The following is a 22,452-nucleotide window of genomic DNA, read 5'->3' on the forward strand; positions in this document are numbered from 1 at the left end:
CATGCAAAGCGGGACTAAGACAGAAATGTATGTATGAACCGATGATGGAGTGGCAAGTAATCAAAAAAAAGAAGTGTATGCAAGTATAAAATACGTAATCTGTTAGGTGAAATATCACCTATCGTAAGACGGATTGCGAATAATCTTCTCTAAAAAACTTTCGAGCACTAGTGGGTAGAACGCCGCAGCACGTGGCGCAGGTCGCCGATGCGGAACCACCGGTAGCCGTATCCTTCCAGGATGATGAGGTGTGCGCCGTCGGCTTCGGCCGTACAGGTCTCTTCTTCCAGCAGGTTGACGAGCGTTTCGCCGGTTTCGTCGGGTAACGTAAGGCGCACTTCACGGGCGCGCTGGTCGAAGTTGTGCAGCAGCAGCAGCGCGTTGCCGCGCCACTCGTAGCGCATCGCCAGCACAGTGGGAACCTTGGTGTCGAGCAGTTGCCATTCGCCCCAGCCAATCTCGGGGCACTGTTTCCGGAGGCGGATCATGCGGGTCATCCAGCCCAGCAACGAATCTTTGTCGCGCTGTTGGGCTTCGACGTTGATGCGCGCATAGCGGTAAGGGCCCTGGTCGATCAGGGGATGGATGGTGTGGTCGGCCACCGAAAAACCCGCCTGCCGGTCGTCGGACCATTGCATGGGGGTGCGCACGGCGTCGCGCTCTTTCAGACTGAGGTCGTCGCCCATTCCAATTTCGTCGCCGTAGCGGATCACGGGCGTGCCGGGCAGGGAAAACAGCAGACTGTAGGCCAGTTCGGACTGGGGGCGATTGCCGATCATGGGCGAAAGGCGTCGGCGAATGCCCCGTTCGTACAGTTGCATGGTCGGGTCCGGGCCAAACCGTTCGAACACCCGCTGCCGTTGCTCTTCGGTCAGGCGGCCCAGGTCCAGTTCGTCGTGGTTGCGCAGGAACTGCGCCCATTGGGCCGTCGGAAATAAGGCTTGGGTAGCCCGTAAGGCATCGGCCAGGGGAGCGACATCGGCCGTAGCCAGGGCGTAGAACAGGTACTGGTTCACGTAAAAGTTGAACATCATGTGGATGCCTTCACCGTGCTCACCAAAATAGTTTTTCGTTTCTTCCGGCATCACATTGGCTTCGCCCAGCAGAATGGCGTCGCCCCGTCGCCATTGCAAAAAGCGCCGCAATTCGGCAAGGTACTCGAACCGAAGTTGTGGCTTTTTCTGGCCGGGTGCCGGCGTTTCCAGAATGAACGGGACGGCATCGACACGAAACCCCGCCACGCCCAGTTGCAGCCAGTAGCCCATGATCCGTTGCACTTCCGCGCGCACGTCCGTATTCTCCATGTTCAGGTCGGGCTGGAAGTCGTAAAAGCGGTGGAAGTAGTACTGTTTGGCTTTTTTGTCGTAGGTCCAGGTCGACTCCTGAACGCCCGGAAACACCATGCCTTCGTTCCAGTCGGAGGGGCGTTTTTCCTGCCAGACGTACCAGTCGTGGTAGGGCGATTGCGGGTTGCGTGCTTCCTGAAACCAGGGGTGTTGGTCGGACGTGTGGTTTACCACCAGATCGATGATCACCTTGATGCCCCGTTTGTGGGCCTGGTGCATAAATTCCACAAATGCACCGCTGGAGCCGTGCCGCGGGTCGACGCCGTAATAGTCGGAGATGTCGTAGCCGTTGTCACGGTTGGGAGTCGGTTGGAACGGCGCCAGCCAGATGGTGTCCACGCCGAGCGAATCCAGGTAGTCGAGCCGTTGCATCAAGCCTTCAAAATCGCCCACGCCGTCGCCGTTGGCGTCCATGAAGGTTTCTAAATCCAGGCTGTAGATGATGGAGTTTTTGTACCAGAGGTCTTCGATCATGGAAAAGCAGCTAATCAGGTGTGTAGCCTATTGTACTTCCCGGTGCGGCGAAAGGATACACTGCGGCAAAGAAAAGACGCGGCTTACCGTCGGTCGCTGTGGCCCAGGTCCTTGTCGGGCGCTATCTGATCGCGCACCAGTTGCTTTACCTCTTTGGCTTCGGGAAAACGCCCGGCGGCTTTCCGCGAAAAAAGGACGTGTTCGTGATAACGGATTTCAAAAATCCCTCCCGTACCGGGAATGAGGGCGACTTCTTCCAGCTCCGCCTCGAAGGTGGTGAGCAGTTCCTGGGCGATCCAGGCCGCGCGCAACAGCCAGCGGCATTGGGTACAATACTCGATTTCTACGCGTTTTTTCATAGACCGTAACGGGTGGCGTACAGGCAGGCATACGAGAATGGTCGGGGCATCGTTGTGGGGCTTCGCCCTTAGCGCCGGTGAGCTTCCTGAGCATAGCGCACAAAAAACGCGAGCGATTCGGGATTGCGCATGGAATCGCGATTGGCGGCCCGTTCTGGCGCTTGCCCCATCAGAATGCGCTTTACGGGCGCCTCCATCTTCTTTCCGCTCAGCGTATACGGAATGTCTTCTACCGCCACGACGGCATCGGGCACGTGGCGCGGCGAGTAGTTGTGGCGGAGGGCCTGGCGGAGTTGCTGTATCACGTCGTCGGTCAGGGCCTGATCGGCCCGCATTTTTACGAACAGCGGCATGTACTGCTGTCCGCCGGGCAGGTCCAGGCACACCACCAGGCTATCGGCTACGGCCGGGACCTGATCGACCGCGCGATACACCTCGCTCGTGCCGATGCGGACACCCCCTCGGTTCAGGGTCGCGTCCGAGCGCCCGTAAATGATCAGCGAATCGCGCGAGGTGATTTCGATCCAGTCGCCGTGACGCCAGACGCCCGGAAACATCTCGAAGTAGCTGTCGCGGTACCGCGCCCGTTCCGGGTCGTTCCAGAAGTAAATCGGCATCGAGGGCATGGGCTGGGTGATAACCATCTCGCCCATCATGTCGCGTACCGGTTGGCCCTGATCGTCGTACGCGTCCAGCGCGCAGCCCAACGCCCGGCATTGGATTTCGCCTTCGTAGACGGGCCGCAGGGGGCATCCCCCCACGAAGGCACTGCAGACGTCGGTCCCGCCGCTCATGGACGTGAGCCAGACATCGGACTTCACCGCTTCGTACACCCAGTCGAACCCTTCGGGCGGCAGGGGCGAACCCGTGGAGCCGATGGAGCGCAACGTTGCCAGATCGGACTGTTGTCCGGGGGCCAGGCCGGCCTGGCGGCAAGCCATCAGAAAACCCGCACTTGTGCCGAAATGGTGGATGCCTGCCTCTTCGGTCAGTTGCCAGAGGGTATCGAGGGTAGGGTAGGCGGGGCTGCCGTCGTAAAGCACGGCCGTGGCACCCACCAGCAGCGATGCCTGCACAAAGTTCCACATCATCCAGCCCGTAGTGGTGTACCAGAAAAAACGCTCGCCAGGACGACAATCGTTGTGAAAGGCGAGGTATTTCAGGTGTTCGAGCAGCACCCCGCCGTGGCTGTGGGTAATGGCTTTGGGCAACCCCGTGGTGCCGGACGAATACAGGACCCAGATCGGGTGCGCGAACGGCACCGACGCGAAGGTAAGCGGGGCGTCTGGCGTCGCGAGGGCCTCGGCCCAGGGGACCGTGCCCGCCAGCGTGGCGTCGGCCTGCAGGTACGGAATCAGAAGGACCCGCTCGACGCTCGGCAGCGCCGCTTGCAGTTCGCGTACTGCGTGGGTGCGGTCGTGGGGTTTGCCGTTGTACGTATAGCCATCCACCGCAATCAGCACTTTGGGTTCGATCTGTTGGAACCGATCGGTCACGCTGCCTGTCCCGAAATCGGGCGAACAACTCGACCAGACCGCCCCGAGGGCGCAGGTCGCCAGAAAGGCCACCGTCGCTTCGGGAATGGTGGGCAGGTAGGCTGCGACGCGATCGCCCGCCCCGATGCCCTGTTGGCGGAGGTAATGACTCAGCGAAGCGACCTGTTGGGTCAGCTCCTGCCAGGAAACCGCCCGCAGCGGGTGGCGCTCGGACCGGAACAGCAGCGCGGGTCGGGCGTCGGTTGCCTGCCGGAAAATGTGTTCGGCGTAATTCAATTGACTGCCCGGAAACCAGTTGGCGCCGGGCATGGCTCCCTCCAGTACGCGCTGGTAGGGCGTAGGCGAGGCTACTTCAAAGTAGTCCCAGAGCGATGCCCAGAATGCCGCGGGCTGATCGACCGACCAGTACCAAACCTCTTCGTAAGTAGAAAAGTCCAGTTGCCGATGGGCGCGCAGCCATGTGAGATAATGCTGAAGCCGTGACTGTTGCACCGCTGTGGCGGTCGGTTGCCAGAGAACACGGGGAGAAGTGGTCGCCATGAGTGAAGGAGTAGGTGGAAAGCGAACTTACGGATTTGTCTCCATTTGCAGGAAACCTGGGCCATGCGTCCACTGGGCAGGCTTTTTTCTTAGGTGCGACCGATGATTAGAGAGGCGGCACGGGGCCGCGGGAGAAAAAAAATGATCTTCATCATCGCCGGGAAAAGAAGTAGATCACTTCCCGATAGGGGTTTCGTATCTGCCAGAAAGTGAGAGGGTAAGCGATATTAAAACAACAAGTAGCCTACTTGATATTACATTAAAAACTGTTCATGCATATTGTGGGTGCAATCGTTTGCGCAATTGGCTTATGTCCATCAAAATAACCCTTTGGCAAACCTACAACGACAAAGGGTAGCACTTTTTCCAGGAAACGAGTTGCCCCCAAAAGGTAGAAAAGTATGCACATCACCCTATCTCTTTTACAAGGGCAATATAACGACAATTATTGGGCGTTCGTCGGACAATTGCAGCCATACCTTTGTAATTGTAACGAACTCATCGGTATGAAGAAGTATCTATTTTGGGCCGTAGGACTTTTGCTTAGTGGCCACACGTGGGCAGAAGGTTCTAAAAACTTAACTCCCACGAACACCAGCGGTGCAACTACCGGAACCAACAAGCAGGTTGGTTACTTATTGCACGATGCAGGGGCCAACTCCAACGACTTCCTGTCGCCAGGGGCCCCTACCAACGAACGCTTGTACGTTACGGTAAAGCCGGGCGAGACGCTTTATTTCGGTGTGCAGCGGGCCTATTCCCTAACAGGATTTTACAACAGTTCGGGCAGCACGTTCGAAAACCGTTTGCGAGTACGCCTGAAGTACGATAACGGGGGAACCGTGGTGCCCTATTCCGTGATCTTGAACGACGACGGAACCAACCCTTTGCTACTGGATTCTACGCAGGCGGGCGTCATTCCTTCCTACGCCAAAGCGGCGGTAGGGCCCAACCGGACAGGAGTGACCAACGGATACGATCCGCTGAGCTGGACCAACAATACCGGGGCGACTCGTCAGGTGTGGGTCGAGTTTACCACTCCGATTAGCGGCGGCGTCAACTCCGACAACGACTACACCAACAACCTGAGCTACTACAACCTGTGGGACTTCACGGTAATCGACAACAATGGCGTTGAGAAAACAGGGCGACTCTATTCTTCGCAATGGGCCTTTTCGACCGGCAACTTCGACGACCGACTTTCGGTCAATTTTTCGTTGTATGCCACCATGCCGGCCGATGCGGGCGGTTACTACGTCAAAAAAGTGAACTACGCGGGCATGAAGCCCTACGAAGCCATTTTCGTGGCCAACGGCACGGGAACTACTCCTACCGCCGACTATACAGAAGACCGTAAAAGTAAAAACGGAACGGACGGCTTCACTTCCACCGACATCTACCCGGAGTATCCGCTGTTTGTCAGCAACCCCGACGCTACGCTGTACCCCACGGCCAGCACGCAGGCCGTTTCGACCGTAGCCACCAACAGCTTTTGTAATGCCCTGGGCGAAGGGAGCATGTCGCTCAACCTGAACAGCAGCCAGGCCGGGATCGGCATCATTTTCATCGACCTGGACCAGGACGGAGAACTTGATCCGGAAGACCGCCTGTTGGAACAACCCATCAGCGCAGGGAACAATTATTTCTTCTGGGATGGGCAAGACGGTCTGGGCAACCCGGTGCCTTCCGGCACGGAGATTCAGTTTGAGTTTCGCAGCAACGTAACGGCTGTGCATTTTCCGATCTGGGATGCTGAAACCAACGACAATGGCATCACGGTGCAGAAAGTGCGTCCGGGCGTCAACGGCGAATACGAATACCTGTATTACGACGACAGCAACCTGCCGGCGGGCATGGTGACTCCTCAGACTCAATTGGAGGGGAACAACAGCGTGTCGGGGGCGCACCTCTGGACCGATTCCGACAACAGCGGAACCGGCGACGGCGATGGGCGCATCATGAACACCTTTACTTATGGTTCGATCGTTACGCAGATCATCACCAAGGTGCACGAATACGACTGTAATCCCGACTACGACGGCGATGGCTACACCAACGATGTCGACCTGGACGACGACAACGACGGCATTCCGGACAGCGACGAGCTGGTCGGGCTGGCCGATCCGTACGGCTTCGACGGCGCCTCCACCACGGGCTACCCGCGGTACCTGGATTATTCGCTGCCTGGCTTTATTGACTATGATGCCAACGGCATCGACGACCGGTACGATACCGATGGCGACGGAATTCTGAGCATCAACGATCCGGATGCCGACGGCGATGGCATTTTCGATGCCCAGGAGGCCGACCGGGGGCGTAACCCCAGCGTAGGCGGATACGACAACGCTACCGGTACGTTCTCAGGAACCGATGCCGACGGCAACGGGATGATCGACGTTACCGAAACGGCTGTCGGATCGGGTACCACCATTTTCCCGCTGACCAACTCGGATAGCGATGGCCTGCCCGATTTTCTGGACGTGGATTCTGACAACGACGGCATTGCCGATCTGTACGAAGGTCGTGCGAACATGGACGGGTCCGGCGGACGGAACTACCGTGACACCGACGCCGACGGCGATGGCCTCTACGACCTGGCCGAAGCGGGTGGGACCGATGCTGATAACAACGGCGTGGTCGATACCTTTACGGACCTCAACAACAACGGCTTGGCGGACGAATGGGAAAGCCTGATGGGTGGAACTACCCTGGAACCGTCGGACAGCGATGGCGACGGGCAAGTTAACTTCCTGGATCTGGATTCGGACAACGACGGCATTCCCGATGGCACCGAAGGCGCTACCGATCTGGATGGCGACGGCATTGCCAACTTCATCGACCTGGATTCTGACAACGACGGCATCTGGGACGTGACCGAAGCCGGTGGCACGGCAGGCCCTGACGCACGTCTGAGCGGCTTTACCGACGGCAATGGCGATGGTCAGGACGATACCGTTGCAGGAACGCCGCTGCCCCTGTACAACACCGATGGCGTCGGCAACCCCGATTTTCTGGATGCGGACAGTGACGGCGACGGCATTGCCGACGTGCTGGAAGCCGGTGGCCGGGATGCCAACGGCGACGGGCAAATCGACGGGACCATCAACGCCAACGGACTGGCCGATGCCGTCGATCCGACGGTGGGCGGACGTGCGCTGCCCCTGCCGAATACCGACGGAACCGGCGACGCCGACTACCGCGATACGGACAGCGACGGCGACGGCTTTGCCGACAGCACCGAAGGGTTCGACAACAACTTCGACGGAACGCCCGATCGCACGCCCAGCGGCAGCGACACCGACGGCGATGGCCTGGACGACGCGTTCGATACCGACAACGGAGGCGTTGCCTCTACCCAACCTGATCTGGACGGCGACGGTCTGCCCAACTACCAGGATACCGACGACGATGGCGACGGCACCAGCTCGCTGGCCGAAGGTGGCGGTGGTAGCCCCATTCCACTTTACCTGAACAACCCGGGGGTCAACCAGTTTGTAATCGCTCCCGGCAGTGCGGCCATTCAAACCGGCCGGGCCTGTTACCAGATGACCAACGGTGGAAACCAGCGTTCAGCCGTATGGGCGGCCGATCAGGTCAACGCCAGTACCTCTTTTGTCTTGGAAGCGAACCTGAACTTTGGAAATGATGCTCAAAATGAGGGAATTGCGTTTGTCTTCCAGCAACAGAGCCTCAGTGCCCTGGGCGATAACGGGCGTAGCATGGGCTACGGCGAGAATAATGCGGGTGCGGGTAACAGCATTCTGCCTTCCTTGATCATCGAATTTGACATTCGCGATAACGGATTCAATGACCCTGCCGAAGACCACGTCGGGGTGATGTTGAACGGCGATGAGCAGAACCATGCTTTAACGGTAAACCTTGGCTATAACCTGGAAGATGGTGCAGATCATAACTTCAAAGTGGTCAACTACACGGGCCTGAACGAGATTCACATCTTCCTGGACGGGGTCCAGATCCTTACCGGGGGGGCGCTCAACACCATCATCACCGGCGATCAGTATTGGGGCTTTACCTCGTCGACAAGCGGGGGAGGTGCTACGCAGTCGATCTGTGACGTGAGCCTGCGCACCTTGCCCGATTCGGATGGCGATGGTCTGAACGATATCGTCGACAACGACGACGACAACGACGGCATTCTGGATACCGACGAAGGACAGGGCACCGACCCCTCGGCCGATGCTGACGGGGATGGCATACCCAACTACCAGGATACCAGCTTCGCCGGCTTTACCGATGCCAACGGCGATGGCGTAGACGATCGCTTCGACGCCGACGGCGACGGCATCCCGAACCAACTCGACCTGGATTCCGATAACGATGGACTGGCGGACAGCCAGGAAGGTGCCACCGATCTGGATGGCGATGGCCTGTCGAGCCACCTCGACCGCGATAGCGATGGCGATGGCATCACCGACACCCGCGAGAGCGGCGGGAACGATGCCAATGGTGATGGGGTCATCGACGGTTACTTCGATTATGATGAAGACGGCCTGGCCGATCGTGTCGATCCTTCCGAAGGGGGGACCGCGCTGACGCTGATCGATTCGGACGGCGACGGCAACCCGGATCACCTCGATCTGGACTCGGATAACGACGGCATTGCCGATGTGCTGGAAGCCGGTGGTACCGACGACGACCAGGATGGACAAATGGATGGCTTTGTCGATGCCGATACCGATGGCTTGAACGACGTAGTCGAATCGACGCCGCTGACTCTTCCGGATCATGACGGCGATGGCCTCGCCAATTACCGTGATGTTGATTCCGATAACGATGGCATCACCGATGGTGTGGAAAATAACCTGGCCGATGCCGATAACAACGGCCGTGTGGATGGCTTTACCGATGCCAACGGCGATGGCTGGCACGATGCCTTCCTCTACAACGCCGTAACTATGCTGGATTCAGACGGCGACAGCGTGCCTGACTACATGGATCTGGATACCGACAACGACGGCATTCCCGACGCACGTGAAGCGGGCGAAACCAATGGCGCCGACGGACGCGTCGCAGGCTTTGTGGATGCCAACGGCGACGGTCGTAAAGACGGGTTGACGCTGGCCATGCCCGATACCGACGGCGACGGCATTCTGGACTACCGCGACGTCGATTCCGACAACGATGGCCTCACCGACGCCATCGAAGCGGGGGGCAACGATACCAACAGTGACGGTCGTATCGACAGCTTTGCGGACAACAGCCCGAATGGCCTGGCCGATGGCTACAATGATGCGACGGCCGCCAGTCCGTTGCCGGTGCCGGATACCGATAGCGACGGCACACCGGACTACATTGACCGGGACAGCGATGGTGATGGGCTGTACGACTGGATCGAGGCCTTTGACCTGAACGGCAACGGAAGCGCCCTGGACGATTACATTCAGGCAGCCGATAATTACGCAGCCTACAGCGGCGACGATTATTACCCAACCGATGCCGCCAACGATGCCGACGGCGACGGCGTGCCCGACTGGCTCGAAGACGACAATGGTGATGGCATTGCCAACTTCCAGGACCCGACCCATGCGGCGTACTACGACACAGATGGCAACGGACTGATCAACCTGTACGATGCAGCCTTCGGCGGGATTGAGAACAACTTTAACAATGCCCCGGATGCCGACGGTGACGGGATTCCCGATTGGCAGGAAGAAGAAACCACGACCACCTTGCCGGTGGAGCTGGTCTCGCTGACGGCGGCCCAGGAAGACGAAGCGGTGATGGTCCGCTGGACCACGATGAGCGAAACGACCAACAGTCACTTCGACGTGGAGCGTAGCCTGGACGGCGTGGTCTTCGAAAAGATCGGGCAGGTAAAAGGACAAGGCACCTCGCTGCAAACGACCGCCTACGCCTTTGCAGATCGTAACCCGCATGCCGGAATCAACTACTACCGCCTGCGTCAGGTGGACTATGACGGAAACGCGACGTACTACGGTCCGGTTGCCGTCCAGATCGATCCTGCGCTGCAATGGACGGCTTATCCGAATCCGACGTACGGAGCCGTTACCCTGGAAGTGCGGGTAGATCGGCCCCAGCAGGTGGAAATCGAACTGATCAGCCTGGCTGGTGTGCGACTCTGGCATCAGACCCGCGACCTGCAGGGAGGCATGAATCAATGGACGTTGGAAGAAAACCTCTTCCCGCAGCCGGGCGTCTACCTGCTGCGCATCAAAACCCATCGTAGTACCCAGAGCCTCAAGCTGATTACCTACTAGGAATCGGAGGGTTTGGAAAGAAAAGGCCGACACTACTGTGTCGGCCTTTTTTATAACGTTTGCCGTAGTGCATGCATCGGACAAGGGGTAAGCCGCTCGACGTTGCTTGGCTATGTAGATCAGAACAACAGCGCACCGATTTTGAACCCGCACACAAGCGTCGGGCCTCGGTAACCGTAGTCCCATCCGAACTGATCGAACAGCGTGGCAGACCGGGGAGGAGCGCCTGCCAGGCGTGGCATCTTCAGGGAAGCACCTAAGTAAAAATCCATCAGAATAAAACCATCGAACAGAAAATAGGTCGCGCCTACTAAGGCGGTTCCCTGCCAGCTCCGCATCGTCGACGTGCGTACGCCGGGCACCAGCTGCTCAAACTCCAGTCCGTCTTCCTCGGCGTACGGTACCAGCACGTAATCTTCGTACGTCAGGTGGTACCGGTGGTATCCCAGCCCATAGGCAAAATAATAGTTGCTGGTGTTGTAGTCAGCGGCCTGGTTGTGAATCTTATGCATGATTTCGAAGCCCGCTCCCTGCACCTGCGTATCGGGGTTCAGGCCCACGTTGAACTCCCGCTTGTGGCGTTCGCCCAGGTAGTAGCGCGGCGAAAGGACAACCGCGTGCCGCGACAGCGGCGGGCGGTATTCTGCATCGACGCGCAGGCCTTTGATCACCATGAGCTGTGGCACCAGCGAGAGACTGAAGTGGCGCGTGCTGAGCGGCTGCGCCCATGCCGCGTGCGCCGCCAGCCCCAGGAGCAGTCCGAACAAGTACTTCATATGGCGATGTCGAGCTTGCTGAGTAGTTGCAGCGAATCGCCCTCATAACGGTACTGGTACAGCGCGTCGGACCCGATCACCATCAGTGTGCCGTCCAGCGGAATCAGGTCGTGCGCCTCGATCCGGAAGTGCTGGAGCTGGTGCAAGCGCGTCACGTCTTTTTTGCCGAATACTTTCAGTCCGTCGTCGCACACGAACAAAAGACTGTCGGTCACGCCCAAGCCTTTCGGAGCCGTCATGTCGTACGACTGCACCAGCGTCGGCATCGCCGGATTTTCGATGTCAATGATGTCCAGCTGATTCAGTCCCCAGCCACACATGGTGCGGTCTGAGCTGAGCGTCACGTACGCGTAGCGTTCGTCGGCCACCACCGGATCGCAGCTGAACACGTGCTCGTACGTAGAAAGCCACCGCGGATCGGCCGGCTGGCTGATGTCGTAGATGTGCATTCCCACACTCGACCCGATAAACAGTTGGTTGCCCTTCGGAAAAATCGTTTCGATGTTGGTACCGATGGGCACAACCTTCTCGAACAGCGGGTTGTTGGGGTCCTGAATGTTGAACAGCCGCAACGTCTGGTCGTCGACCGTGTACAGGTAATTGCCGCTGATGGCAAATCGGGCCGTCGAGCCGCCCACGCCATCGGTCGTACCGAAATCGGCATCGCCGCTCGAAAAATTATCACAACCGGCCAGCACCAGGAGTGCCAGTAGAAAGAGGGTAAACTTTTGCATGGTAGGGGTTAGTCTTCAATCCAGTCCACAATGATGCGTTCGTCGTCTTCCGAATCCAGCTTGTAGCGGTCCGGAATGGTGCCGCCATCGGGTGGCAACAGACCCGGAAACGCATGGCGCACCCGCGAGACGATGCGCGGCTGCTCCACTTCCGAAAGGTCGATGGCGACCAGGTCGACGGCGTTGTCCACGTAGAGGGTGTGGCCCTTCATTGCCAGGTCCACGCTGCCGTACACCCGCAGAAACGCCAGCTTCTGGGGCTGTGCTGGGTTGCGGTTGTCGATGAGATGGACCCCCTCGTACTGCTCTGTGATGAACAGAAACCCTTCTTTGTAGTAAATCTTGGCGAGGTTTTTCAGGTCGCGGGGTTCTTCCAGCCGAATGGATGACTCCAGTTGGCTGCGGCGCAAATACACCGGTTTGTAATTCGTTTCGAACGATCCGTCGGGGGGCGGCTCCACCGAGATCCAGGAGTCGCAGGCGGACAGCGACCACAACAGGGCGCCGGCGGCCAGAAAAGAGGAGAGAGGTTTCATGCGATGTAGTGACTTATGATCACGACGTAAAAAAGAAGCCCGACGTGGGGCGTACCTGAAAAAAATGTAGACGCTTAAATTCTTGAACCCGACGGGCTTAAGGGAAAAGCCTTGCTAGGCTCCAGCGCACAGCGGTGACGAAACCGGGCTATGCGACTTATCTTCAAAAGGAAACGCCGGAAACGTGGGCGTGCGTTGCAACGCTTCCGGCACCACCCATCCCCCAACCGGAAGCCAGGCATGCAACGCTACCGGGAGCTGCGCGATGCCGAAGGCAACATGGAGTGGGTCGATCCGCAGCCGCTGGAGAATTACCTCGTAACGGTCGATCTGGCCCTTCTCGATTTCCTGCCCGAAGGGTTTGCCGAAGAGGTGCAGAACGGTTTGCCTTTTCGGGGGCACACGGTCGCGACCTCCGACCTGATCGACAGTTTGTACTACAGCCTGTCGGTGCACGAATCGGTGAAGGCCGACCCGCGGGTCGATACCCGTGTAAACGAACCCTACGATGGCGATCCGATGTCAATGGATACGCTCGTTTTAGCGGCTACTTACAACCCGTACTGTGGCATCGATCCGGCGCGGATCAAAGCCATCCGTTCGTCCGAATTTCAACGCACCTTCCTCGCTACCCGCGAGTTTGAGGCGCGGCTGCAGTGGTTGTTTCAGGCGTGTTCGTCCCAAGCCTTCGATTACTATGTCCACCACCTGGACGAGCCTCTGTGGAAAGCGGACCGGGAAGCCAGCCAGTTGGTGTCAGGTAGGTTAAAAGAGCGGTTTGAAGCCTTTGCCGAACAGCGCCTTACCAATGTGAAAGACGGTGCGCAGTACGCGCAGGCCCTGCAAGGGTTTTACGAAAAGCGATTGAAAGCTGTAAAAGCTGAATTGGAAGCCGCCTGGGAGAAGGTGCAGACCCAGCGGGCGGCACAACACAAGGCCGATCAGCAGATCGTCGATCAGTACAAAGCGTTGCTGTTCAAACGGGAGACGTACCGAATGGAAACCTACGGCTTTACAATGACGGAAGCGGGCTGGGTGAACATAGACCGAGGAACGCTGGAGAAAGACTGGACTTCCGGTACACTGGAAGTTCGGGTGGCAAATGCCGCGGATTTCGAGCGGGTGTATGCCTACGTCGTCTATCCCTCCATCCGCAGCCTCTTCCGGTTGAATCCGGAAAGTAAAGAGCGTTTCTACGTAGGAGACGCCACAACGCACGAAATGCTGATGCCGCGTCGGGCCCCGGCGCTGGTCGTGACAATCGGGTACCGGAACGGCGACTCGACGCACACCCTCACGCGCTTCCGAACGCTGGAGGAAACGGAGCTTTCCGTGGTGCTGGACCCTACCCATCCCCGTTCTCTGGCGGACGACCTGGCTCCCTACGCAAACTACCTTCCCGAAAATTCGATTCAGGAAGACCTGCGTTGGATGAAAAAACTGGACGAGATCGAGCAACGGCAACAGGTCCGATGTGCGGAACGGCGGTGGCTGCACGAACTTCACACCATTGCCTACCCCTGTCGCGTGTCAATTCTTATCGAACAAGAAGCCTTTCGGGGAGATACAGTCGCCAACCAGGAGATTTGCGACCAAGACTTTGGTGAGGCGTTGTTTACTTCTGAGTGCCGTGGGTGCCACAGCGTTACCGGACAATCGCCGGTAGGCCCTGCCTTGGCAGGTGTCACGCAACGCCGTTCTCCGGAATGGCTGATGAAGTTTATCCGGCATCCGCAGGCCACCATCGAAGGCGGTGATCCGGAAGCGGTCGCGCTCTACGAGCGGTACAGACAGTACATGCCCAATGCGTCGTACCTCACCCGCAGTCAGATCCGAGCCATTTTGGCGTACGTCGAAAAGTAAGGGAAAGAACGCTAACAACGCATGATTATGCTTCTTCGCCCCACACCACCCGCAGGACGCGCGCCTTCACGCCGATTTCTTCGAAAAAGTGGAGCCAGTGCAGTTGCTGCGCCGATAGCTGATCGGTAGGCGATTTCACTTCGATGAACTCGTAGCCTTTTCCGTCCCAGACGAACAGATCGGGAAAGCCGCGTCCGTTTTCCTTCAGGTCGCGGGCCATCTCCAGGAAGATTGCTTTCAGTTGTTTCGGCTTCAGCTTTTGCAGGCAGGCCAGCACCAGCGGCAGCAGCGTCTCGTGCCAGCCGACAAGCGGCACCAGCATACCCTCTTTTTCGGCGTAGCGTTCGGAGAGGAGCTTTTTTGCATGGCGTTTGCGGTCCAGGAACTGCAATTCTGCTTCGATGCGGGCGCGGCGGTTTTCCAGGAAATCGGGTTTGAACAGATCGGAGGGGGCGCGTTGCAGCGGATTGTGCAGGGCGTCGGCCTCATCGTCGAACAGCACGTCCCACAGCGCCAGCCCGAAGAAGCCCCGCCAGAGGTAATTTTCCGAATGAGCGGCCTGTTTTCCCTGCGCCCGGAAGTGTTCGATCACGCCCTGTTCCACCTGGTAACGGAACGCGGGCGAAATTTCGACCGCTTCGGCCTGCCGGAGGGTATCGGTGGTGGCCTTGACGGCCCCTTTCTTTTTGGCGAGCCGGTTGCAGAAATCGATCGCAAAAAAGCGTTCTTCCGCGTTTTGCGGTTGTGCCTTGATCGCATCACACAGGTGCTGTGCTTCTTCGGTCCGGTCCAGTTTGTGCAGCAGGCGGGCCTGCCGCTCGCGCGACGGCGCCTTCTCCGTTAGGCGATAGGTTTGCAACGCCAGCTCGGGCAGGGGGGCACGCTCCAGCAGGGCAGCGGTTTTCAGTGCCATGCGGTCGAACAGCGGCTGGGCGGCGGCGCTCAACTCCCGGTGGTGGCTGCTCCAGCGCATCAGCCAGTCGAATACCAGTTCGGGCGGATCGGTATCGCGGATGTAGCGGAAATGCTGGTATGCCCGCGAAATGGCCAGTTTGTCTTCCATGTCGCGGCGCGACCGGAAAAAGGGCGTAAACTTTTTGCCCTCCATGTTTTCCAGCTTGGCGTGACCGATGTCGCGCACCACAAACTGCGACATGTCGGCGTCGAGCGTCCCGAAAAAGCAGAACTTGACCATCTCGACCGTCTCCACGTAGCCCTGCCGCACCAGCGTCTCCTGTTCGTTCAGGCAGGCGACAATCTCCTCGAAGGAGATTTCCTCCACCATAAACGCCACCAGTTCCGGCTTCTTCAGCTTGCTGAGCCCAGCGGCTTCGGGCAGCAGACAGCGAATCAGGTCGACCAGTTCGCCGCGGGTAAAAATGCAGAGCAATTCGGTGGCATCGGGGGCGTGGTCCGGGTGCAGGCGTTCGGCAAAGCCGGCGTCCAGTAGCGCAGCCAGCGCGTCGGGCAAGTGGTCGATCTCGGCGTATTCGAAGCGATCGGGCCGGAAAAAGAGGCCGCGGCGGTTGGCCATCCGCACAAACAGACAACGCGCGTCTTCCGAAAGGGCGGCGAACCGCTCCAGAAACAGAAATTCGTCGGTCGAAAGCGTAGACTGGTACTGCTCCTGCACAAAGCGCAGCACGTACTCAAAATACTCGAGGTAATAACGGGGCGGAAGTTCGATTTCCGTAGGTCGGGCCATACACTAAAGTAAACAGCCCGAGGCAATTATGCGTGCCCCGGCTTAACGATTTTAGGGCAGCGGCGTAAGGAAAATGAAACAAACTTTTTGCAGAAGCCGCGCCCGCAAGCGCTTCGCCTCTGCCTCATCCAACCTTCATGCCTTATGATTCTCATCACAGGAGCCTCCGGACGCGTCAGTAGCCGGCTTGCCGAATTGTTATCGGAACAGAAGCAGCCGTTGCGCCTGATGACGCGGCATCCCCACCACCTTTCTACCCACGTGCAAGGCGAAATTATACAGGGCGATTACCAGGACCCCACCAGCCTGACCATGGCGTTTGCCGGCATCGAACGCGCGTTTGTGGTGTCAGGCCATGCCGCGCCCGGCGAGCGGGCTAAACTCCACCGCAACGCGTTTGAGGCGGCGGCCCAGGCCGGGGTAAAACACGTGATTTACCTATCGTTCCAGGGCGCTTCGCCCACGTCTAAATTTCCCCTCGGGCGCGACCATGCCGAGTCGGAAGCCTACCTGAAAGCCACCGGCGTGCCGCATACCATCCTGCGCGACAGCATGTACCTCGACATGTTGCCCGAACTGTTCAACGAAGAGGGGGTGTTGCGTGCCCCGGCGGGCGACGGTGCCGCGGCCTTTGTCTCGCGCGAAGACGTGAGTCGGGTGGCGGCGGCCGTGTTGCTGGATCCGCCTCTGAGCAGCGCTACGTACGACGTCACTGGGCCGGAACCCGTCACCTTGCAGGAAGCCGCGGGGCGTTTGTCCGTGCTGGTGGGGCGCGAGCTGCGGTACGAAGACGAATCGCTCGAACAGGCCCAAGCCTGGCGGCGGAATCTGGCCTCCGAACTCTGGGAAGTAGACGTCTGGACCGGCTCTTATGAAGCCCTCGCCGCGGGCGAACTGGCGCACGTGACCGATACAGTATTGAACTGGACCAAACAGCCACCGGCCCACCTGGAAAGCTACTTCAACGCACATCCGCACTTGCTGGACCCTTTGCGGAAGTAGACATACCACGGAAAAGAAGGAAGGTATATTCTATTTGCAACAATGTTGCAAATAGAATATACCTTTTTTACCTTGCATCCCTGCGGAGGCGGGCTGCGCGGTTTGGGCCTCAAAATTCAGAGAGGGCACAGCGCCGCCACAGGCACGTACAGCGCTGCCTGTCAAGCGAGTCCCGACGCTGCGTGAACTACTATATCTGGAAACTTTTCCTTTATGAAACAAGATTTGGAAGTCGTGATCATTGGCGGTAGTTATGCCGGACTGAGTGCCGCCATGACGCTAGGACGGGCGTTGCGCCGCACGTTGGTGATCGATGCGGGCGAGCCCTGCAACCGCCAGACGCCCCATTCCCACAATTTTCTGACCCGCGACGGCGCTACTCCCGCCGAACTGGCCACCGCCGCCCGCCAGCAGGCCACCGCCTATCCGTCCGTCTCGTTCCGCCACGATCGGGTCGTAGCCGCTTCGAAAGCGGAAGCGGGCTTCGAAATAACTACCCAGCAGGGCGAACGCATCACCGCGCAAAAGGTAGTGCTGGCTACGGGAATTAAGGATCAGATACTGCCCCTGCCGGGCTTTGCCGAATGCTGGGGCATCTCCGTCATCCACTGCCCGTACTGTCACGGATACGAAGTCCACGGCCGCAGGATCGGCCTCCTGGCGAATGGCGATCGCGGGTTCGACATGGCACGCCTGATTCAGCACTGGAATCCCGCCCTAACCTTGTTTACCAACGGTCCGGCCACCTTAACGGCCGAGCAACAGGCGCAACTGCGTCAGTGGGGCGTAGACCTGGTGGAGACGCCACTGGTCGCACTCGACCACCGCAACGGGTACCTGCAACAGATCCGCCTGCACGACGGTACCACCTTCGCGCTGACAGCGCTTTATGCGCAGGTCCCCTTCTCGCTGCCGACGCACCTGACGGATGGGTTGGGGTGTACCTTAACGGACCTGGGCTTAATCCAGACGGGGCCGGGGGGAGGCACCTCTGTGCCAGGCCTCTATGCCGCTGGCGATGTTACCACTCCGTTTCGTTCGGTGGCGATGGCGGGTGCTTCCGGCAACCTGGCGGGCGCGTTCATCAACCACGAGTTGATTCATGAAAAATGGCAATAAAGCAGAACGATATGCGGGCAAAAAACCTATTTTCCTTATAAACTATGTCGCGGTTGCCATTAATAATTTATCACAAATCTATAACCGTATTTTAACATCGGTTCAGCACGATTATGGGTAAACTTGTGGAAGTTAATTTCCCATTTACCTCATCATCTTTTATGCTTACACAAGTACGAAGTAGGCTAGGAGCCTTCCTGGTCCTGGCTGGCCTTTCTTCTGTCTCGTTGGCACAAACGCCGGTGTTTATCAACGAAATACACTACGACAACGTTGGTACCGATACCGGCGAGGCCATCGAAATTGCCGGCCCGGCTGGCACCGATCTGACGGGTTGGAGTCTGGTGCTCTACAACGGGAGCAACAACCAGCCGTACACCACCTCGGCCCTGAGCGGTACCTTGGCGGATGCCGGAAGCGGCTATGGCTTTGCGGTGGTCACTTATCCCTCAAACGGTATTCAGAATGGCGACCCCGATGGCGTTGCGCTGGTGAACAGCGCCGGAGCGGTCATCCAGTTTTTGAGCTACGACGGCACCATGACGGCCGCCACAGGTCCGGCCCAGGGCCTGACCAGCATCGACATCGGGGTAGGAGAGTCGAACGCGACGACTACCGGTTTTTCGCTGCAACTGACCGGTTCCGGAAGTAGCTACGAGGACTTCACCTGGGCCGACGCGCAAGCCAACACGTTCGGGGCAGTCAATGCCGGGCAGACGTTCGGTGGTGGGCCTGTAGGGCCGGCCGATCCGGTCATCAACGAATTTTCGGCCAGTACGACGGGGACCGATGTGGAATACATCGAAATCCTGGGCGATCCCAACGCCGACTACTCGGACCTCACGGTGCTGGAAATCGAAGGCGATACTCCCGCACAAGGGACCATCGACGGCATCTTCCCGTTGGGTACCACCGACGCGAACGGCTATTTTCTCCTGAATCTGCCTGCGAACGAACTGGAAAACGGCACGCTGACCCTGCTGTTGGTGCGCAACTTCGCCGACACGCTGGGCGCCGACCTGGACGCGGACAACGACGGAGTACTGGACGTAACACCCTGGACAGACCTGGTCGACGGCATTGCCGTGAACGACGGCGGGGCAGGCGACCAGACCTACGCGGTAACGTTAAACGTGGGCTACGACGGACTGTCGTTTGCACCCGGAGGGGCGTCCCGCCTGCCGAACGGAACCGATACTGATCAGACCAGCGACTGGACACGGAACGACTTTGATTTGGCCGGCATCGACGGTTACGAAGGGTCACCGGTACCGGGCGAAGCGTACAACACGCCGGGAGCACCGAACCAAGCCGTGGCCGCTCCGCTGCCTGCCATTGTGATCAACGAACTGGATGTGGATCAGGATGGAACCGATGCCGCTGAGTTCATCGAACTGTACGACGGTGGGGTAGGGAATACCGCGCTGAATGGCCTGGTGCTGGTGCTGTTCAACGGCAACGGCGACGAAGCCTACGGTGCCATTGCTCTGGATGGCTACACCACCGATGCGGAAGGCTACTTTGTGGTAGGAAGCGCCAACGTGGCTAATGTCGACTTGGTTGCATTCACGACCAACGGCCTGCAAAACGGTGCCGATGCGGTGGCGCTCTACCAGGGCGACGCGGCGGCCATCACTACGGTTACGACCGACGGGCTGATCGACGCGGTGGTCTACGGCACCAGCGACGCCGACGACGAAGGGCTTCTGGCGCTGTTGAATGCCGGCCAGCCCCAAGCCGACGAAAACGCCAACGGACAAGCCATCAGCGAATCGTTGCAGCGTCTGCCCAACGGCAGCGGAGGCCAGCGCAATACCGATACCTTCGGCGCGGCTGCACCCACCCCCGGCACTGAAAACGGTGGCGACGGCGGACCGGTGGAACCGCAACCCGGCCTGATTACGATTGCCGAGGCGCGTAACGCCGCCGACGATGCCGTGGTGACCATCCAGGGGATACTGACCGTTGCCGACGAATTCGGTGGACCGGCCTACATCCAGGACAGTACCGGTGGAATTGCCGTGTTCGATGCTGCCCTGCACGGCGGAACGTATCAGATCGGCGACGAAGTAAAACTCACTGGCGCACTCGATACCTACAACGGCCTGCGCGAAGTGGTAAGTGTAACGCACGATTCGCTGGTGAGCACCGGCAACAGCGTAACGCCTGCTGCCATCACCGTGGCGCAATTGGCCGCTTACGAAGGACAACTGGTAACGCTGCAAAACGTAAGCTTCCCCAACCCCGGCGACCTGTTTTGGCCCAATTCCAACTTTGTGATTACCGACGCTACCGGTTCGGGCGAGTTGCGGATCGATGCCGACGTAGAAGGCATTGCTGGGAAAGCCCAGCCGGAGACCTGCGAAGTAACGGGCGTAATCGGGCAATTCAACGGCACCCCGCAACTGCTGCCCCGTTTGGCGGGCGATCTGCCTTGCGCCGAAGACTTTGTACCGCCGACGGGCGATACCGACCTGCCGCTGGCGCAGACCCTCGATGTGGTGACCTGGAACGTCGAATGGTTCGGCAGTCCGAGCCAAGGGCCGACCAACGAAACTTTGCAGGCAGACAACGTGAAGCGCGTTCTCGACAGCCTCGACGCCGACGTGTATGCGTTGGAAGAAATCTCCGACAGCGCCCTGTTGCAGCAGGTGGTCGATCAGTTGCCGGGCTATGCGCTGGCGATCCAGACCGGTTACGTATCGTATCCGCCGAACGAGCCGCGTGAGTCGCAGAAACTGGCGTTCATCTACAAAACCGAAACCGTTTCGCCCGTTCGGACTCAGCCGCTACTCGACTGGCAGCATCCGTACTACAACGGTGGAGACGACAGCTACCTGACCGATTATCCCGCCGACGACCGGACCCGCTTCTTTGCCAGCGGACGCCTGCCGTTCCTGATGGTGGCGGACGTGACCATCGACGGGAGCACCGAGCGGATCTACTTCGTGGGGCTCCACGCCCGTGCCAACGGCAGCGACGCGCAACTAACCTACGACATGCGGAAATACGACGTGGAGCGTCTGAAAGCCGTGCTCGATACGTTGGGTGGCGGCACCGCCAACGTCATGCTGCTGGGCGACTACAACGACGACGTGGACGAAACGGTAGCCAATATCTCTTCTACCGTCACTTCGTATGCAGCCTACGTGCAGGACGATTCACTGAATCCGGGTGCCGATGGCAACTATTACGCCGTGCTGACGAGCAGCCTCAGCGACGCCGGTTTCCGGACCTACGTGTCGTACGAGAACGTGATCGACCACATCACCGTGACCGACGAGCTGACCGATAACTACATCGCGAACTCAGCTACTGTGCACTACGAAGTGTTTGCGGGCAACTCGGTCATTCCGAACTACGCCAGCACCACGTCCGACCACATGCCGGTATCGGTGCGATTGGTGCTCGAAAAAGCGCCTGCCCTGACGCTGGGAAGCTGTGTCTATACCGTGGAAGATTTCCCGGGTGCAGCTACGATCACCGCCCTCGATTCCGTCACGTATTGGGACTTCTTCCAACGCCGGGGTTCCTACACCGTGGGCGTTGCGACCGGAGTCCGCACCGACGGGCAGGCCGGAGCCTGGGAAATTCATAACGACTGCTCGATCAAACCGCTGCGGAAAAGTGGCAGCAAGCAGAACACGTCGCTGCTGCCCGACGTACTCGGTGCGAAGCGGAAAGATGGCTGGCACTACGAGCCGTACGCCATCAGCGACGACGGCGAGTACATCCTGGCCAATGCGATCAACACCGACGGCTACACCATTGGACGCTGGCGTGGCGTGGCGCCCGGCGCAACGCTGCCCGTGAAGTTCCGCATCGGGGGGCCGTTGCTGGGCCGGGTCTTCATCCTGTTAGGCACCGTCGACTGCGACGACCTGGCGATGGAGTGGACCGACGGACGTTACCTGCTCACCGGCTGCGATGCATCGGAGGAAGTGCCGACTCGTGTGATTGCTTCTGTACCGGTACAAACGGCCCAAACGCACCTGTATCCGAACCCGGCACGCCAGTCGATTACGGTACAGTTTGCCGAATCGCTTCAGAGCAACGCGACCCTGCGCGTCGTCGATGCCCTGGGACGCCTCTATGCCGAACGTACGGTGGAGGCCGGTCAGGTCGAGTACCAGGAGCAGCTTTCTAACTTGCCGTCAGGCATTTACTTCATGCAGGTCCAAACCGCCGAAGGCGTACAAAACCTGCGCTTCGTGAAGCAGTAATCTCAAAAAGCATACAGCAAAAAAGCCCGGGACGTCACGT

General features: G+C 58.9%; 12 protein-coding genes. 5 read left to right on the top strand and 7 right to left on the bottom strand.

The annotated features are described in order from the left end of the window. Positions 1 to 167: 167 nt before the first annotated feature. The 3 genes from BLR44_RS23100 to BLR44_RS23110 all read right to left on the bottom strand — a co-directional run bounded on the left by BLR44_RS23100 (position 168) and on the right by BLR44_RS23110 (position 4,215). The gene (locus tag BLR44_RS23100; protein WP_089686622.1) at positions 168 to 1,820 is read right to left on the bottom strand and encodes an alpha-amylase family protein; all 1,653 of its coding nucleotides are present in this window, start codon (positions 1,818 to 1,820) and stop codon (positions 168 to 170) included. Positions 1,821 to 1,903: 83 nt separating this feature from the next. Continuing rightward, the gene (locus BLR44_RS23105) at positions 1,904 to 2,179 is read right to left on the bottom strand and encodes an Rdx family protein (RefSeq protein ID WP_089686624.1); all 276 of its coding nucleotides are present in this window, start codon (positions 2,177 to 2,179) and stop codon (positions 1,904 to 1,906) included. A 68-nt stretch (positions 2,180 to 2,247) separates the two neighbouring features. Further along, positions 2,248 to 4,215, bottom strand: a complete 1,968-nt coding sequence (locus tag BLR44_RS23110; RefSeq protein ID WP_089686627.1) for an acetoacetate--CoA ligase — start codon at positions 4,213 to 4,215, stop codon at positions 2,248 to 2,250. A gap of 506 nt (positions 4,216 to 4,721) precedes the next feature. Between BLR44_RS23110 and BLR44_RS23115 the strand changes: the two genes are divergently transcribed. After that, complete coding sequence (locus BLR44_RS23115) at positions 4,722 to 10,454, top strand: T9SS type A sorting domain-containing protein (protein ID WP_176956178.1); 5,733 nt, start codon at positions 4,722 to 4,724, stop codon at positions 10,452 to 10,454. A gap of 119 nt (positions 10,455 to 10,573) precedes the next feature. Here the strand turns inward: BLR44_RS23115 and BLR44_RS23120 are convergent, their stop codons facing one another. From BLR44_RS23120 to BLR44_RS23130, 3 genes are read right to left on the bottom strand one after another with little or no spacing between them, the layout of a single operon-like run. Continuing rightward, entirely contained in the window at positions 10,574 to 11,230 is a 657-nt protein-coding gene (locus BLR44_RS23120; protein ID WP_089686630.1) for a hypothetical protein, read from the bottom strand. Further along, a complete protein-coding gene (locus BLR44_RS23125; RefSeq protein WP_089686634.1) occupies positions 11,227 to 11,964 on the bottom strand; it encodes an LVIVD repeat-containing protein in 738 nt (245 codons plus the stop codon). The genes BLR44_RS23120 and BLR44_RS23125 overlap by 4 nt, the downstream gene beginning before the upstream one ends. 8 nt (positions 11,965 to 11,972) lie before the next feature. After that, a complete protein-coding gene (locus BLR44_RS23130; RefSeq protein WP_089686636.1) occupies positions 11,973 to 12,500 on the bottom strand; it encodes an LVIVD repeat-containing protein in 528 nt (175 codons plus the stop codon). A 150-nt stretch (positions 12,501 to 12,650) separates the two neighbouring features. Between BLR44_RS23130 and BLR44_RS23135 the strand changes: the two genes are divergently transcribed. After that, complete coding sequence (locus BLR44_RS23135) at positions 12,651 to 14,363, top strand: c-type cytochrome (RefSeq protein ID WP_089686638.1); 1,713 nt, start codon at positions 12,651 to 12,653, stop codon at positions 14,361 to 14,363. Positions 14,364 to 14,388: 25 nt separating this feature from the next. Here the strand turns inward: BLR44_RS23135 and BLR44_RS23140 are convergent, their stop codons facing one another. Then, positions 14,389 to 16,068, bottom strand: coding sequence for a VRR-NUC domain-containing protein (locus tag BLR44_RS23140; RefSeq protein WP_089686641.1), 1,680 nt, complete (start codon positions 16,066 to 16,068; stop codon positions 14,389 to 14,391). A gap of 144 nt (positions 16,069 to 16,212) precedes the next feature. Between BLR44_RS23140 and BLR44_RS23145 the strand changes: the two genes are divergently transcribed. The 3 genes from BLR44_RS23145 (at position 16,213) to BLR44_RS23155 (ending at position 22,412) form a co-directional block, all read left to right on the top strand. Further along, a complete protein-coding gene (locus tag BLR44_RS23145; protein ID WP_089686642.1) occupies positions 16,213 to 17,070 on the top strand; it encodes an SDR family oxidoreductase in 858 nt (285 codons plus the stop codon). Positions 17,071 to 17,283: 213 nt separating this feature from the next. After that, the gene (locus tag BLR44_RS23150; protein ID WP_089686644.1) at positions 17,284 to 18,189 is read left to right on the top strand and encodes an NAD(P)/FAD-dependent oxidoreductase; all 906 of its coding nucleotides are present in this window, start codon (positions 17,284 to 17,286) and stop codon (positions 18,187 to 18,189) included. Positions 18,190 to 18,350: 161 nt separating this feature from the next. Continuing rightward, the gene (locus BLR44_RS23155; RefSeq protein ID WP_143017429.1) at positions 18,351 to 22,412 is read left to right on the top strand and encodes a T9SS type A sorting domain-containing protein; all 4,062 of its coding nucleotides are present in this window, start codon (positions 18,351 to 18,353) and stop codon (positions 22,410 to 22,412) included. Positions 22,413 to 22,452: the final 40 nt, after the last annotated feature.

It is taken from the genome of Catalinimonas alkaloidigena (genome assembly GCF_900100765.1).
Lineage (GTDB): Bacteria > Bacteroidota > Bacteroidia > Cytophagales > Flexibacteraceae > Mooreia > Mooreia alkaloidigena.

Coding starts and splice junctions, on each gene's coding strand:
- BLR44_RS23100 (WP_089686622.1), bottom strand. CDS start 1,820: ATGATCGAAGACCTCTGGTACAAAAACTCCATCATCTACAGCCTGGAT.
- BLR44_RS23105 (WP_089686624.1), bottom strand. CDS start 2,179: ATGAAAAAACGCGTAGAAATCGAGTATTGTACCCAATGCCGCTGGCTG.
- BLR44_RS23110 (WP_089686627.1), bottom strand. CDS start 4,215: ATGGCGACCACTTCTCCCCGTGTTCTCTGGCAACCGACCGCCACAGCG.
- BLR44_RS23115 (WP_176956178.1), top strand. CDS start 4,722: ATGAAGAAGTATCTATTTTGGGCCGTAGGACTTTTGCTTAGTGGCCAC.
- BLR44_RS23120 (WP_089686630.1), bottom strand. CDS start 11,230: ATGAAGTACTTGTTCGGACTGCTCCTGGGGCTGGCGGCGCACGCGGCA.
- BLR44_RS23125 (WP_089686634.1), bottom strand. CDS start 11,964: ATGCAAAAGTTTACCCTCTTTCTACTGGCACTCCTGGTGCTGGCCGGT.
- BLR44_RS23130 (WP_089686636.1), bottom strand. CDS start 12,500: ATGAAACCTCTCTCCTCTTTTCTGGCCGCCGGCGCCCTGTTGTGGTCG.
- BLR44_RS23135 (WP_089686638.1), top strand. CDS start 12,651: ATGCGACTTATCTTCAAAAGGAAACGCCGGAAACGTGGGCGTGCGTTG.
- BLR44_RS23140 (WP_089686641.1), bottom strand. CDS start 16,068: ATGGCCCGACCTACGGAAATCGAACTTCCGCCCCGTTATTACCTCGAG.
- BLR44_RS23145 (WP_089686642.1), top strand. CDS start 16,213: ATGATTCTCATCACAGGAGCCTCCGGACGCGTCAGTAGCCGGCTTGCC.
- BLR44_RS23150 (WP_089686644.1), top strand. CDS start 17,284: ATGAAACAAGATTTGGAAGTCGTGATCATTGGCGGTAGTTATGCCGGA.
- BLR44_RS23155 (WP_143017429.1), top strand. CDS start 18,351: ATGCTTACACAAGTACGAAGTAGGCTAGGAGCCTTCCTGGTCCTGGCT.